Here is a 14,255-nt window from a genome sequence, read left to right on the forward strand (position 1 = left end):
CCGACCGACTTGGCGATCTGGGTGAAGGTGTTGGCCATACCGGTACTGAAGTACGGCAGACCCTCGGTGTTGTAGAAGAGGCTGGCGAACGGGCTGTAGCCGTTCACCGCCGACCCCAGGCTGGTGGGCAGGCTGGTCTGCCCGGTCAGCAGGAACCAGAGCTCCGACAGCGGGTCGGTGGTGGTCGTCGCCGCCGTCGTCGCCTGCGTCGTCGCGTTGGTCGTGGTGCTCGCCGCGGGCGTGGCCAGCGACTGCAGGGTCTTCGACGTGTTGGTCGCCGTCGAGTTCGCCGACGCGTTGGTGACCGCCGCGGCCTGATTGGCCTGGCCCGACGGGTTGGTGACCTCGGGCGCCTTCTGGAACTGCGTCACCTTCGTCGCAGAGGACGACTGGCCCGCGTAGCTGTACATCGCGCCCGCATCCTGGGCCCAGTACTCGCCGTACTGGGCCTCCAGCTGCGCGATCAGCGGGGTGTTCTGCCCCAGCACGTTGGTCGCCTGCAGCTGCTGCGATTGCATCCGGTTGGCTGCGATCAGCGGGGGCGGCACCGAGGAGGCCAGCGCGGTCTCATACGCCGCCGCGGCCGAACGCGCCTGGGTGGCCGCCTCCTCGGCCTGCGCGGCCGTGGCGGTCATCCATGCGGCGTAGGGGGCCGCCGCCTGCGCCATCGCCGCCGAGGCCGTGCCGGTCCACTCCTCGCTGCTCAGCGAGGTGATCACGTTCTCGTAGCTGAGCGCGGCGGAGTTCAGCTCGGCCGCCAGCGCGCTCCACGCCGAAGCCGCGGCCATCAAGGACCCCGACCCCGGACCAGAATAAATTCGCGCCGAATTGAACTCCGGCGGAAACGCTCCGTAATCCAACATCATTGACTCCTTAACCAGTCGCGGCCGCGTTGGCCGCCTCAGTCACCGCATACGACCCAGAGCTGGTGCTCAGGGTGTTGACAAACATTTCGTGAATCGCCGCAGCCTGGGCGCTGACGGCCTGGTACAGCTGCCCGTGCGCGGCGAACTGCGCCGCCGTGAGAGCCGAGACCTCGTCGGCAGCCGCCGGCACCACCCCCGTCGTCGGGGCCGCCGCGGCGGCGTTCTGTGCGCTCAGCGTTGAGCCGATGGTCTGCAGATTGCCCGCTGCGGCGGCAAGCGCCTCGGGCTGCGTGGTCACAAAGGACATCTAGTTTCCTTCCCTTCGGTGGGGCCCGGCGAGCATTGCGTTGTGTCGACCGTTCATCTGGACTCTTCGTCATCCGGCGGAGGGTGGGCGGGTGAGCACGCTGTAGCGGAACCCGTACTTGTTGACGTAGCCGGCGGCCGCGCCGCGCCGCCCGACCGACCCGACCGGCATGCCGCGCAGCAGACCATTGGCCGGAGAGTTGGCTCCGCCGCTCGCCGCTGCCTCGATCGGAGTGGCCTCCTCGGACAATGCCGCCGGGGTCACCGACGACGTCAATGTCCCCCAGTGCTGGGGCACCGAGAGCAGCCCCACCCGGCCGGCTTGGCCGACCCCCGCGGAGACCGCGCCCACGTGGCCGACACCGCCCAGGTTGCCCAGCCCCAGGGCCGCGAACTGCGGCGTGGGGTACCAGGCACCACCGGCACCCGCCGTGCTACCACCGGGACCGAAGACCAACTGCTGGGCCAGCTGCGACCAGAAGGCCACGATGCCGTTGGAGAAATAACCAAGACCCGTGGTCTGCTTGAGCAGAACCGTGTAGAGCGTGGGGTTCAGCCCCAGGTAGTTGTTGGTCGGCGTCGGCAGCCCGGAATTCAACAAGTCCTGAAGCGTGGTCGATATCAGTCCAGGGTTCGAGGTGGCCGCGGTCGTTTGTGTCGCCGCCTGAGTTGTGCTGGCCGACAACACTTGTGGGCTCGCCAGCTGCGACGTGGTCTGGGCGGTGTTGCCCGCCGGCTCGGCGACGGCCTTGGCGACCGCGGCGGCCTGGTCGGAGTCCGCCTCCGGGGTGGTCGTATTCGGCGGCGTGACGAACGGGCTCAACGTCGAGGCGGCCGCCGAAGACGCGGTGTACCCCGCCATAGCAGCGGCGTCCTGCGCCCACATCTCCATGTACTGGGCCTCGGTGGCCGCGATCGCCGGCGTGTTCTGCCCGAAGAAATTCGTCGCCACCAGCGTCGCCAACAACACTCGGTTGGCGGCGATCACCGGCGGCGGCACCGTCATCGCAAACGCCGCCTCAAAGGCCGCCGCGGCGGCCCGGCCCTGCCCTGCTGTCTCCTCGGCCTGCGCGGCCATCGTGCTGAGCCAGCTCACGTACGGGGTGACCGCCGACAGCATCGACATCGATGCCGGCCCCACCCATGGCCCGCTGGTGAGCTCGGTAACCACCGAGTTGTAGCCGCTGGCCGCTACACCCAATTCCGCCGCAATCTCATCCCAGGCGGCGGCCGCGGCCATCATTGGCCCCGACCCCGGACCCGCGTACATGCGACCGGAATTGATTTCGGGCGGTAACGCCGCGAAGTCAAACACCGTGTCCTCCTCAGTCGGCCGCGAACGCATGCGATCTCGGCTGTCACATAGGAATCAGTGGTGGCCGCGGTCACGGCTCTGTAAACGACGCCACCGGTCGGTCACTGCGCCCGCGGAAGTCGCTGCAGGAGCCTGTTCGCCCCCCAACCCCATCAGCCCGGCGGCCCGGTACACGTCGACCAGTTGACTGCGCCCGCAAAGTTGGTCTGCCACCGCACTTCTCGGACGTCTGGTCAGAAACGTCATGCACCTTCTGCCTCGGCTAATCTCCCGCTATCAGCAACCGAGCGACAGCTCGCGTGTGCCCGAACTGCCGCCCGGCACTGAGATTAGTTCGTTACGAGGCAAACACCGACACCACAAAGCCACCTGTTCATCAATGGCCAGCCACTGTTCATTCCCGGTCGGTGGGAGTTCACTGAAGGCAACGGATTGTTCATCATCCGTTTGCTTTTCGCCGCGGCACCGGGACAGATTTGCGCGGTCAGTCCTCTTCGAGAATCAGTGCCATTTCGGGGCAGGATGCGACGCCGTCGCGGGTCAATTGCTCGTCTTCGGGTGCGACGTCGTGCTCCTCGAGAATCGAATAGCCGGACTCGTCGATGGGAAACAAATCCGGGTCGACGGCGTAACACTGGGCGTGGCCCACGCATTTCGACTGGTCCAGGCGAACCCTCACGAGGTTTCCTCCCTAGGCGGCCCGGTCGGCCGTAAACGGCTCCACGAAATGGCCGGGCTGGCACTTCATCGATTCGATACCCAGGTTAGTCGGTCGGTAAAGTGTCGAAGATGTTCGCCAGCCGATTCCGTGCGCCGGAAGCTCCGGATCGGCCCGACTAAGCGTGTCCGTGTTCCTTTGCCGCGCATGCACTATTGATGTACAGCCACAGACAACCGGAGATCGAAGCGCATGAGCGAAGGCCAGCAGGGCTCGTTCTATTTGCCCCGACTTGATTTCGCCACGCTGCCGATGAAGGCGGACCGGGGCGTCGGGTGGAAGACGCTGCGCGACGCCGGACCCGTCGTCTTCATGAACGGCCACTACTACATAACCCGGCGCGAAGATGTGCTGGCCGCACTGCGCAACACCAAGGTCTTCTCATCGACGGTGCTGCAGCCGCCGGGCCACCCATTGCCGGTGCTGCCGCTGGCTTTTGATCCGCCGCAGCACACCCGCTACCGCCAAATTCTGCAGCCGTATTTCAGTCCGCATGCGTTGAGCAAGTCGCGCCCGGTGCTTCAGCGCCACGCCAGCGAGATGATCGGCGCCCTGGCCGGCCGGGGCGAGTGTGAGGTGATGGCGGACTTCGCCAACCTGTACCCGTTTCAGGTTTTCCTGGATCTCTACGGCCTGCCGGTCGAGGACCGTGACCGCCTCATCGATTGGAAAGACGCGGTCGTCGGCGAAAAGCCCTTTATTACCCAGAGCGACATCGAGAAGTCCGAGCAGCTGCTGCAGTATCTGGCCGACGCCATCGCGCAGCGCCGGCAGAACCCGGGGTCGGACATGCTGTCGAAGGTGATGACCGGCAAGGGCAACTTCACCGACCTCGAGCTGCTGGGCATGAGTCACCTGCTGATCCTGGCCGGTCTGGACACGGTGACCGCGGCCATCGGGTTCTCGCTGTACGAGTTGGCACGCAGGCCGCAGCTGCGCAAGGAACTGCGCGACAACCCCAAGCAGATCCGGGTTTTCATCGAGGAGATCGTCCGGCTCGAACCGTCGGCCCCGGTGGCGCCGCGGATCACCACCGAATTCGTCGAAGTCGGCGGCATGACCCTGCCGCCGGGCACGTCGGTGCGGCTGTGCATGGCCGCGGTCAATCGCGACGACAGCGACGCGATGTCCACCAACGAGCTCAACATGGACGGAAAAGTCCACCGGCACTGGGGGTTTGGCGGTGGGCCGCACCGCTGCCTGGGCTCTCATCTGGCCCGCATCGAACTCACGGTGATCGTCGCGGAATGGCTGTCCCAGATTCCGGATTTCGAACTGCCCGAGGATTACTCTCCTGAGATCAATTACCCCTCAAAGAGTTTCGCACTCAAGGCATTACCGCTGCGCTGGGGCTGACCCTGACCCGATCGGCCCCAGCGCAGCGTGCCCGTGTTACTTGCGGAACTCGGTCGCTGCGACCTGAACGAACACGCCGGTGTCCTCGGCCATCAACAGGCCTCGGCCACGGGGCAGCGGGCCGCCCTTCATCTTGCCGCGGATGAAGCCCTCGTCGGGGTCGGCGTCCATCACCAGCAGCGGCGCGTTCGCCTGGGCCAGTGCCCGCAACATCGGGTCGCTGCCGGCCGAGGACCAACCACCGAACGTCCGCGTGACGATCACGTGCAGGCCGACGTCGGCGGCCCGGGTCACCCACGGTGCGGCCTTGTGCAACGGCGAGTCGAAGCCGGCCGGCAGCTGCTGGATGTCGTCGACGATGAGGAAGATCTCCGGACCACTCCACCAGTTTCGCGACAGCAGCTCTTCGGCGGACAGTCCCGGCGGCGGCTCGCGGCCGGCCAGGACCGCGGCCAGTTCGCCCATCATCGCCTGGACGCCGTCGAGGTTGTAGGCGAACTTCTCCACGTAGTCGGAGCCGAGCGTGGTCAGCAGCTGACGACGCGGGTCCACCAGCCACACCTGGGCCGAGGGCCGCCCCGCCGGCGGCGGCGGCGCGCTGCTCGCTCCCGGCGCGTACAACCGGCCGATCTCGGACATGATCGTGGCCAGCGTGGTGGTACGCCCACATTCGCGACGGCCGGTCACCATCAGGTGCGCGTTCTCGGCGAAGTTGAGATACACCGGGGAAAGGTCCAATTCCGAGATGGCCCAAGCGATTCCGCCCGCACCGACGCCCTGGCGGGTGTCCTGCGCGGCGAGCTCGCGGAGCTGTTCCACCCCGAAGGTCGCCGGCAGCCTGCGCACCGGCGGAGCCTGAGCGCTCGTGATGCGGCTGACGGCCTCGACGATGCTGTCGGACTCGAATCGGTTGTCGGGCGTGCTGGCCAGCGCGGGACGCGCCACCAACGTGTGCAGACCGGACTGCGGGTCGGCGTCGAGGCGAACGTAGTTGACCGCGACCATGCCGCGGCCCGGCTTGACGGGCACGTCCTTGGCGAAGCGCGAACGTACCAGCTTCGCGTCCTCCACGGCGGCCAGCCGCAGCTCGACCCGGGAGCCGAAACCGCTGCGCACCGGCGGCCGCAGCTCCGATTCGCGGTCGGCGGTGACCACCACGTGCACCCCGAACGAAGGGCCCTGGTTGATGATCACGTTGACCTGCTCGATCAACACCTCGTTCTCTTCGGCCAGCGCCCGGTAGTTGTCCACCACCAGGTACACGTCGCCGAAGCCGTCGTTGGGTACCGGACCGGGCTCGTTGCCGAACTTGCGCCTCCGGAACACCTCCATCGAGGCGATCCCGTACTCGAGGAAGCTGCGCTTGCGCTCCCTCACCAGCGCCAGCAGCTCGGCCACCGTGCGGCGGACGCCGTAGGGGTCGGTCGGACCGGCCACCTCGCCGACGTGCGGCAGCCGCGCGACGGTGGTCAACGCGGTGCTGCTGTAGGCCAGGCAGTAGAACTGGATCTGTTCGGGCGTGTGGGTCAGCGCCGCCGAGCAGATCAGGGTCTGCAGCGCGGTCGTCTTACCCGAACCACCGGCACCCAGGATCAGGACGTTGGCACCGGGCCCCGACGTGTCGACCGTCCATGGCGGCTGGTCGTGCTTGAAGGGACGGTCGATGATGCCGATCGGGAAGACCAGATCCTGGGCGCTGCCGTAGTCCTGCTGCCAGGGGTGGCCGAGGAACCGGTTGACCAATTCGTCGATGGCGACGGGCTGGTTGAGCGGCGGCTGCCACAGCCGGTACGGCTGGAAGTCGATCTTGCGCAGCTGGTCGATGATGACCGTGCCGACCTTGGGTGTCCGGATCCCTTCGGCGTCATCGTCCTCGGCCGCCTCGATCGGAAGCGGGTCGCCGTCGGCGGGGATCGCGGGGGCGGTGACGTCCGGTCCCCCGACGCTGACCTCCAGCGGGGTGAACGCGTTGGTGAACAGTTGCGGGCGGACGTAGTCGATGCTGTGCACCAGCGCCGGCGCTTCGTCTCCGTCGTCGGTGAGGCCGCGCGGGAAGTAGTCCCGCCACAGGAATTCGGCCTGGAACCGGGTGATGTCTTCCAGGCTGCGCCGGAAGTAACCGAGACCGGCCTGCGCGGGCAGGTTGACCGCGTTCGGCACACCGGCGGCCTGCGCCGCACCGGCGGTGCGCGCCTTGAGCACCAAGCGGTAACCCATGTTCTCCATGAGCTTTTCGGCGCGGCTCTCGATGGTCTGCGAGGCCATCATCAGGTGAATCCAGTACGCGCGACCCTGACGGCCGATGGAGTCGAGGACGTCGACCGCGGTCGGCATGATGCGGAACCACTCGTAGAACTCGTCGATGACGACCACCAGCATCGGCAGCGGCGCCATATCCTGGCCGCGAGCCCGCATCCGGCTGCGCACCGAGTTGTATTCCTTGGCGTCGTCGACACCGGCGCTGTCGCAGATCGCCTTGCGGCGCGCGATCTCGCCCCACAGGGCGTCCAGGAAGCGCTCCATCAACGCCTGGTCTTCTTCCAGGTCGGTGATGATCCGGGACACGTGCGGCACCCCGGCGAACGGCTTGACCGCCGACCCACCCTTGAGGTCGGCCAGCACGAATTGCAGCTCCTCCGGCGGGTGGCTGAGCATCAGCGACTCGATCACGGTTCGCACCAGGGTCGATTTACCCGAACCGGTCGTACCGGACATGACGCCGTGCGGGCCGTCGCCGCCTTCGTCCAGCGACTTCATGTCCAGGAACAGCAGCTCGCCGTTGTCGGAGCGGACACCGAACGGCGCGCGCAGCCGGGACCTGCCCATCGAGTCGTTGCGGCTACCCCACAGCGCCTCGAAGTCGATGCGGCCCGGATCGTCGATTCCGTAGTAGGACATGATGTCTCGGGCGCCGATGTGCGCCACCCGCTGGCCGATCTCCTCGTATGCCTCGGCGAGCCGCCAGCGCGCCAGCTTCTGCGCGAACTCCTCGGCCTCGGCGGTGCTGATGTGGTCGGTAAGGGCGAAGAACCAGGGCTTCTCGTCGATCACCATCCAGGTGTCGCGGTCGCGGGGCAGCGCCTCGATCACACCCTTCTCGTCGAACCGCAGCGTGCGCTCCGGAACCGTGCTCCACATCGCGGAACCGGTCAGGTCGAAGAACGTCACCCCGTCGACGCCCTCGCCGCTGATCACGTATTCCCATTGCGGGTCGATCACGTCGGCGATGATCACGGTGTGCGGGGTCGGCGTCTGGGCCGACGAACTGGCGTGCCGGGGCGTGAAAGAGCCACGGCCGGCGAACAATTCGGCCTGCTCGGCGGCGAACTCGCGCACCGAGCTGTAGACCATCCGCGCGTTGCCGGCGGCGTCCTGGCGGCGCGGGTCACCGAAGTGCGGCAGCCACTTCACCCAATCCCATTCGTCCAGGTTCGAACTCACCACGATCATGCGCATGTGGTCGGGCCCGTGCGAGAACGCCAGCTGGCAGATGATCGCCCGCATCAGCCCCACCGCCTGCTCGCGCTCGCCGGCCAGCGAGTACCAGGGCTCGACCAGCACCGAGATCATCTTGGGCAGGTTGTACACGACGCTTTGGTAGCGGCCGAATTCCTGAAGCGCCTTACCGGTCACCGGCTCCAGCTCGATGTCGGTCGGCATGTTCTGGGGCTCACCCCAGGTCACCTCGGGACGCGTCATGCCGACGCCGACGCGGACCACGCCGAAGTTCAGGTCCTTGCCGTCTGGCTTGCGTTCCCACATCCGCGACGACCCGACCGCGGCGGCCAGCGTGGTGGGAGCCGGGTGGAACCATCGGTAGTTGGCGTCCATGCTGTCGGCCGACTCGTGGGCGGTCTCGCGCAGCATGTCCAGCATGAGCATGAACTGGGCGCGCATCGAGTCCAGCTTGGGCCGGCTCATCTGCTGCTGGCCGCCGAACCGGCCGCCGAACATCATCATCGCGACACCACCGATCATGAAGATCGGGAAGATCGATCCGGCGCCGCCGAACACGTGCGAACCGCTGGCGAAGGTCATGGCGACCATACCGATCAGCAGGCCGACCACCACGACGCCGACCACGATCAGCCACCAGGGCTTGCCTTCCGGCGGCGGGATGCTCAACGGCGTCGGAAGGACGATGTTCTCCGGCTTGATTACCGGAGGCTTCTCCGGCGTCGGCCGCGCAAATCCACGTTTCACTTCGGTACCGCCAACTCTCCTGGTGACATATCCATCGGTAGCGTGTCGTGCTCCACCAGCGCATCCGCCCGCGACAATGTCGGCCCCTGCGGCAGCAGCCGCAGCGCCACCCACGGCGCCAGGCCCGGTTTCGTCTTGAGACCCAACGCTTCTCGTACCTCGCGGGTGTCGTCGACGCCGAATCGGGCGCCCGCGTCCGTGAGCCACCACAACGATTCGGTCGTCTTGGCTCCGGGGTCGTTCCCGGTGACGGCCACGAAGTTCGCGTAGTCGGGCCCGAAGAAGACCTGGTCGGCTTCGCGGCCGGTGGTGTCGGCCTTGACCAGCGACACCACCCGGTTGGCGTCCTTCTGCTCGACCGGGATGGTGGCGCCGGAGATGACCTGGACGCGGGCCCGGTTCTCACCGGAGGTCTTCTGCCACCACCAGCAGGTCGCCGGGTTCTCCCGGATGTCCATCACGTTCAGCGGCGCGTCCGGGTAAGACGACAGATCCAGCTTGTTGACCACCGGCATCTTCGCCAGCGCGGACGGCTCCACGGTCACCGGCTTGGTGTTGCCGGGCCCGGCGTTCTGCAGGATCTGGGCCACCAACGGCGGCAGCGTCTGCACACCGTCGGCCAGCACCAAGGAATATTGTTGCGGCCCACTGATTTGCGGGGTGACGATCACCGTGCCGATCGGGCCCGGCGCGTTCGGGAACGACGCCCCGGCACCGGCGTTCTGGATCTGCGGCACGGTCAGTTCCGGCCCCACCGGCAACGCGTCATACAGGGCGCGGCTCATCGGCTTGGCCATGCTGACCTGCTCCGGGGTGAGGCCCAGCGGCAGCAGCACCGACCGGTTCGACCCGTCGATGCGTGAGCGACGTCCGTCCCGGATCACCCAGGCGTCCCCGCCGTAGTTCAGCACCACCGCGTCCGACCCGGTCAGCACCCGCCGGTGGTTGCTCAGATCGGGGTTGCCGTCGATCACCGTCACCGTCACACCGGACGGCGCCCCGGCGCCGGTCGAGTTCGCCACGGTGTCGCAGACCAACCAGGACGAGGCGGCCGGGCTGGTCGGGTGGAAGCTGGACGGGGCACCCGGGATGCCCACCATCGGACCGCGCGGCAGGCTGGCGATCTGGTTGGACTTGACCAGGTGCGGGTTGTCCGGGCGGCCGGTGATGAGGCGGGCCGAGGCCAGGTTCAACGCCGGGTACAGCTTCTCGCCGACGCGGACGTACAGGGCGCCCGAGTCGCGGTCGGCGATGATCGGCGACTCGTTGATCTGGCCGGCCGGGCTGATGAACGAGTAGAGCAGCGCGCCGAGGCAGATCACCAGCGCGGCGGAGATCGACGCCACCACGGCCAGGTTCTGACGCCGTCCGGGCTCGACCTCCATACGGACGCGCCACCGGGTCAGCGCCATCGCGGTCCGGCGCGCAAGGAACTGGTAGCCGGTCACCTGGGTCCGGGTCGACAACCCGAGGCCGTACCCCGACCCGCGCTGCCCGCGACTCTCTTCCGCCACTTAATTCACCATCCGGTCTACTGATGCGCCTGGATATTGTCCCGCTGAACTGATCCAGCGCGAATTACAAGACAACCGTAAGGCACCTGCGCGGACCTCGCCACGCGGCGCCAATGCCATTCACTTCTACATCTCTTTATGCACCCGAAGCCGGCCGCGTTCCCCGCGCCGGGACCGCCGCCGAGGACGGCGCCGACACGCCCCGTTGAGCTGGCAGTTTCGTTTCCCCCGCGGATGAGCCGACCGGATCCATTTCGTCTCCTCGGAGCATCGTAGTGGCCACGCGGCCTTTCGTCCTGTCGAGCGCGCCAAGCCCTTCTCCGGAGAAGTCGAAAATGAATGGCGGGCCACCGCACAGCAAAGAATGCGCCAACTGGCTCCGGGTCCGAGTCGCAGGGCGGCGAATCCTGGCAGCAAGATGGCCGTATGACTGAACTCGCGCCGTCGCTGATCGAACTCGCCCGGAGGTACGGCATCGCGACGGACTACGAGGACTGGACCGGCCGGCGGGTGCGGGTGTCCGAGGCCACGCTGAAGGCCGTGCTGGGTGCCCTCGGCGTGGCGGCCGACAACGAGCAGGAGCGCAACGTCGCGCTGACCGCGAAGCTGCGGGCGCACTGGGCGCGCCGGCTGCCGGCGACCGTTGTGGGGCGCACCGGCGAGCCGATCCGGTTCTGGGCGCACGTCACCCACGGCGATCCCGCCGAGGTGTGGTTGCAGCTCGAAGACGGCACAGTGCGCGACGGTGTCGAGCAGGTCGACAACTTCACCCCGCCGTTCGACCTGGACGGGCGCTGGGTGGGTGAGGCCAGCTTTTTGCTGCCCGCCCATCTGCCGCTGGGCTATCACCGGGTGCACCTGCGCTCCGGTGACTCCGAGACCAGCACCGCCCTGATCGTCACGCCGGACTGGCTCGGGCTGCCGGAGCGGCTCGGCGCCCGTCGCGCGTGGGGCCTGGCCGCCCAGCTCTACAGCGTGCGGTCGCGTCAGTCGTGGGGCATCGGCGACCTGACCGACCTGACCGACCTCGCTGTGTGGTCGGCGTCGCGCCACGGCGCCGACTATCTCCTGGTCAATCCCCTGCACGCGGCGGCCCCGACCAAGCCGATGGAGCCGTCGCCGTACCTGCCGACATCGCGCCGCTTCGTCAACCCGATTTATCTTCACGTCGAGGCGATCCCCGAATTCGCCGACCTGACCAAGCGCAGCCGGGTCCGCCGGCTGCGCTCCGAGGTGCAGCAGCGCGCCGCCCGCGTCGACGCCATCGACCGCGACAGCTCGTGGGCGGCCAAGCGGGCGGCGCTCAAGCTGCTGCACGACGAACCGCGCTCGGCGGGTCGCGAGCTGTCCTACACCGCGTTCCGCGATCGGGAGGGCCGCGCGCTGGACGACTTCGCCACCTGGTGCGCGCTGGCCGAGAAGTACGGCGCGGACTGGCACCGCTGGCCCGAGGCGCTGCAACACCCCGACGCGGCCGGAGTTGCGGACTTCGTCAAAAAGCATTCGGACACAGTCGATTTCCACCGGTGGCTGCAGTGGCAGCTCGACGAGCAGCTGGCCGCAGCGCAGTCCCAGGCGATCCGGGCCGGCATGTCGCTGGGGGTCATGCACGACCTGGCCGTCGGCGTGCACCCCAACGGCGCCGACGCCTGGGCGCTGCAGGACGTGATGGCACTGGGCGTCACCGCGGGCGCGCCGCCGGACGAGTTCAATCAGCTCGGCCAGGACTGGTCCCAACCGCCATGGCGGCCAGACCGATTGGACGAGCACGAATATCGGCCGTTTCGCGCGCTGATCCGCGCGGTGCTGCGGCATGCCGGCGGGGTGCGCATCGACCACATCATCGGCTTGTTTCGGCTCTGGTGGATCCCGCGCGGCGCCTCACCCACCGAAGGCACCTACGTGCGGTACGACCACGAGGCCATGATCGGCATCGTCGCGCTGGAAGCGCACCGGGCGGGCGCGGTCGTCGTCGGGGAGGACCTCGGCACGGTCGAGCCGTGGGTGCGCGACTACCTCCTGTTGCGGGGCCTGCTGGGCACGTCGATCCTCTGGTTCGAGCTGGACCGCGACGGTAACGGCGGTCCGTTGGCCGCCGAGCGCTGGCGCGAGTACTGCCTGTCCTCGGTCACCACGCACGACCTGCCTCCGACCGCCGGCTATCTGGCGGGTGATCATGTGCGGCTGCGTGATTCGCTGAGGCTGCTGACCCGCCCCGTCGAAGAGGAGCTGGAGTCCGACCGGACGGAGTTGGCCGCGTGGATGGCCGAGCTGCGTCGCGTCGGGTTGCTCGAGGACGGCGAGGAGGACCCCGAGCAGGTCGTCGTGGCGTTGTACCGCTACCTGGGCAGGACGCCGTCGCGGCTGCTGGGCGTCGCGCTCACCGACGCCGTCGGCGACCGCCGGACCCAGAATCAGCCCGGCACCACCGACGAATACCCCAACTGGCGGGTGCCGCTGACGGGCCCCGACGGGAGCGCGGTGATGCTCGAGGACGTGTTCACCGACCCGCGCGCCGCCACGCTCGCCGAAGCCGTGCGCGCCGCGATCGCGCCCGTCGCCACCGAAAGCGCGACCCGCTAGTCGCCCCGTCCGGAGCCTTGTTAGCTTCGAAAGCCATGAAGGTCTCAGTCATGGCCCCGGTCGCCGACGGTGTCACTGCGGACCCCGCCTGGATGGTGGCCTTCGCGCGCCACCTCGAAGCCTGCGGGTTCGAATCGATCGTCGTCGTCGAGCACACCGTGTTGCTCACCCGCTACGACAGCGTCTACCCCTACGACGATTCGGGCCGCGTCGGGCTGACGCCGGACTGCCCTATCCCGGATCCGCTTGACCTACTTGCTTTTCTGGGCGGCCAGACCAGCCGCCTGGGCTTGGCCACCGGCGTGCTGGTGCTGCCCAACCACCACCCCGTGGTGCTGGCCAAGCGGGCCGCGACCGTCGATGCCCTGTCCGGGGGCAGGCTGCGCCTGTGCGTAGGTGTGGGCTGGCTGAAGGAGGAACTGGCCGCCTGCGACGTGGATTTCGATAGCCGGGGCCGACGGGCCGACGAGCAGCTGGCCGTCATGCGGGAACTGTGGGCTCAGCGGTCCGGCGGGGCATCTTTCGCCGGCGAATTCTTCAAGTTCGAGAACGTCATGTGCTTTCCGAAACCTGTTGCGGCGGAACGCCTTCCAATTCACATCGGCGGGCACAGCCGAGCCGCCGCGCGCCGCGCCGGCCGCCTCGGCGACGGCTTCCAGCCGCTGGGGGTGACCGGACCCCGCCTGGCGTCGCTGATCGCGCTCATGCGCGACGAGGCGGCGGCCGCGGGCCGTGATCCGGCGGCGCTGGAGGTGTCGCTGGGCCACGCCGTCACCAAAATCGATGCCGAGCGCGCGGCCACCGTCGCCGATCAGGGCGCCGACCGTCTGGTGCTGGCTATGCCGCCGACCACCGATATCGAGCAGGCCAAAGACCTGTTGTCGGCGTGTGCGCAACGGCTGTCCCTGAAGCCATGACGCTGTCGGCCGACCAGCGGGCCGCGCTGAGCGATCTGGTTCACCGGTACGCCGCCAACGTCGATGACCGCCAATTCCACGCTGTTGCAGACCTTTTCACTGTCGACGCGGAATTGGTGGTGCCCGCGCCACCGGCCGACCTGTTGCCGATCCATTCGCATCGCGGCTCCGACGCCATCACCGCCGCGGTCGCGGCCGTCGCCGCGGTCGCCCGCACCGAACACGCGATCATCGGCGAGGTATACGACACGGCCGCGCAACCCGGCACCGCCCGCGGACGGATCGCGTGCGTGGCGCACCACTGGAACGAGCGTGACGCCGAGTTGATGGACGTGGCCTGGCACCTGCGCTACGACGACGAGTACGTGCTGACCGATGCGGGCTGGCGGATCGGCCGGCGGGCACTGACAATTCACGCCATCGAGGCCCGCCCGGTGCGGCGACTGCTGCCGCATGACCCCGCTTAGGCGTGTTGGC

Annotated in this window: 10 protein-coding genes; 4 read left to right on the plus strand and 6 right to left on the minus strand. The window is 68.0% G+C overall.

Features of this window, described 5'->3' with window-relative positions:
- The 4 genes from ACYQ8K_RS00005 to ACYQ8K_RS00020 all read right to left on the minus strand — a co-directional run.
- Positions 1-866 (minus strand): PPE family protein (locus ACYQ8K_RS00005; RefSeq protein WP_459966281.1); only part of this gene is annotated, 866 nt, incomplete at its 3' end.
- A 7-nt stretch (positions 867-873) separates the two neighbouring features.
- Positions 874-1,173, minus strand: a complete 300-nt coding sequence (locus tag ACYQ8K_RS00010; RefSeq protein ID WP_459966282.1) for a PE family protein — start codon at positions 1,171-1,173, stop codon at positions 874-876.
- 69 nt (positions 1,174-1,242) lie between these two features.
- Positions 1,243-2,487, minus strand: coding sequence for a PPE family protein (locus tag ACYQ8K_RS00015; protein ID WP_459966283.1), 1,245 nt, complete (start codon positions 2,485-2,487; stop codon positions 1,243-1,245).
- Positions 2,488-2,971: 484 nt separating this feature from the next.
- On the minus strand, positions 2,972-3,166 hold the full coding sequence (locus ACYQ8K_RS00020; protein WP_459966284.1) for a ferredoxin: 195 nt from the start codon (positions 3,164-3,166) through the stop codon (positions 2,972-2,974).
- 231 nt (positions 3,167-3,397) lie between these two features.
- Between ACYQ8K_RS00020 and ACYQ8K_RS00025 the strand changes: the two genes are divergently transcribed.
- Positions 3,398-4,561 carry a cytochrome P450 gene (locus ACYQ8K_RS00025; protein WP_459966285.1) on the plus strand — a complete coding sequence of 388 codons (1,164 nt, stop codon included), beginning with the start codon at positions 3,398-3,400 and terminating at the stop codon, positions 4,559-4,561.
- A gap of 36 nt (positions 4,562-4,597) precedes the next feature.
- Here ACYQ8K_RS00025 and eccCa read toward each other — a convergent pair whose 3' ends face one another.
- Positions 4,598-8,764 carry a type VII secretion protein EccCa gene (gene eccCa / locus ACYQ8K_RS00030; RefSeq protein ID WP_459966286.1) on the minus strand — a complete coding sequence of 1,389 codons (4,167 nt, stop codon included), beginning with the start codon at positions 8,762-8,764 and terminating at the stop codon, positions 4,598-4,600.
- Entirely contained in the window at positions 8,761-10,278 is a 1,518-nt protein-coding gene (gene eccB, locus ACYQ8K_RS00035; protein WP_459966287.1) for a type VII secretion protein EccB, read from the minus strand. The genes eccCa and eccB overlap by 4 nt, the downstream gene beginning before the upstream one ends.
- Before the next feature lie 426 nt (positions 10,279-10,704).
- Here eccB and malQ point away from each other — a divergent pair, with 426 nt between their 5' ends.
- The 3 genes from malQ to ACYQ8K_RS00050 are packed head-to-tail and all read left to right on the plus strand — an operon-like array spanning position 10,705 to position 14,245.
- Entirely contained in the window at positions 10,705-12,861 is a 2,157-nt protein-coding gene (gene malQ, locus ACYQ8K_RS00040; protein WP_459966288.1) for a 4-alpha-glucanotransferase, read from the plus strand.
- Positions 12,862-12,896: 35 nt separating this feature from the next.
- Positions 12,897-13,778 carry an LLM class F420-dependent oxidoreductase gene (locus tag ACYQ8K_RS00045; RefSeq protein ID WP_459966289.1) on the plus strand — a complete coding sequence of 294 codons (882 nt, stop codon included), beginning with the start codon at positions 12,897-12,899 and terminating at the stop codon, positions 13,776-13,778.
- Positions 13,775-14,245, plus strand: a complete 471-nt coding sequence (locus tag ACYQ8K_RS00050; RefSeq protein WP_459966290.1) for a nuclear transport factor 2 family protein — start codon at positions 13,775-13,777, stop codon at positions 14,243-14,245. The genes ACYQ8K_RS00045 and ACYQ8K_RS00050 overlap by 4 nt, the downstream gene beginning before the upstream one ends.
- Positions 14,246-14,255: the final 10 nt, after the last annotated feature.

Source organism: Mycobacterium sp. MUNTM1 (assembly GCF_054660795.1).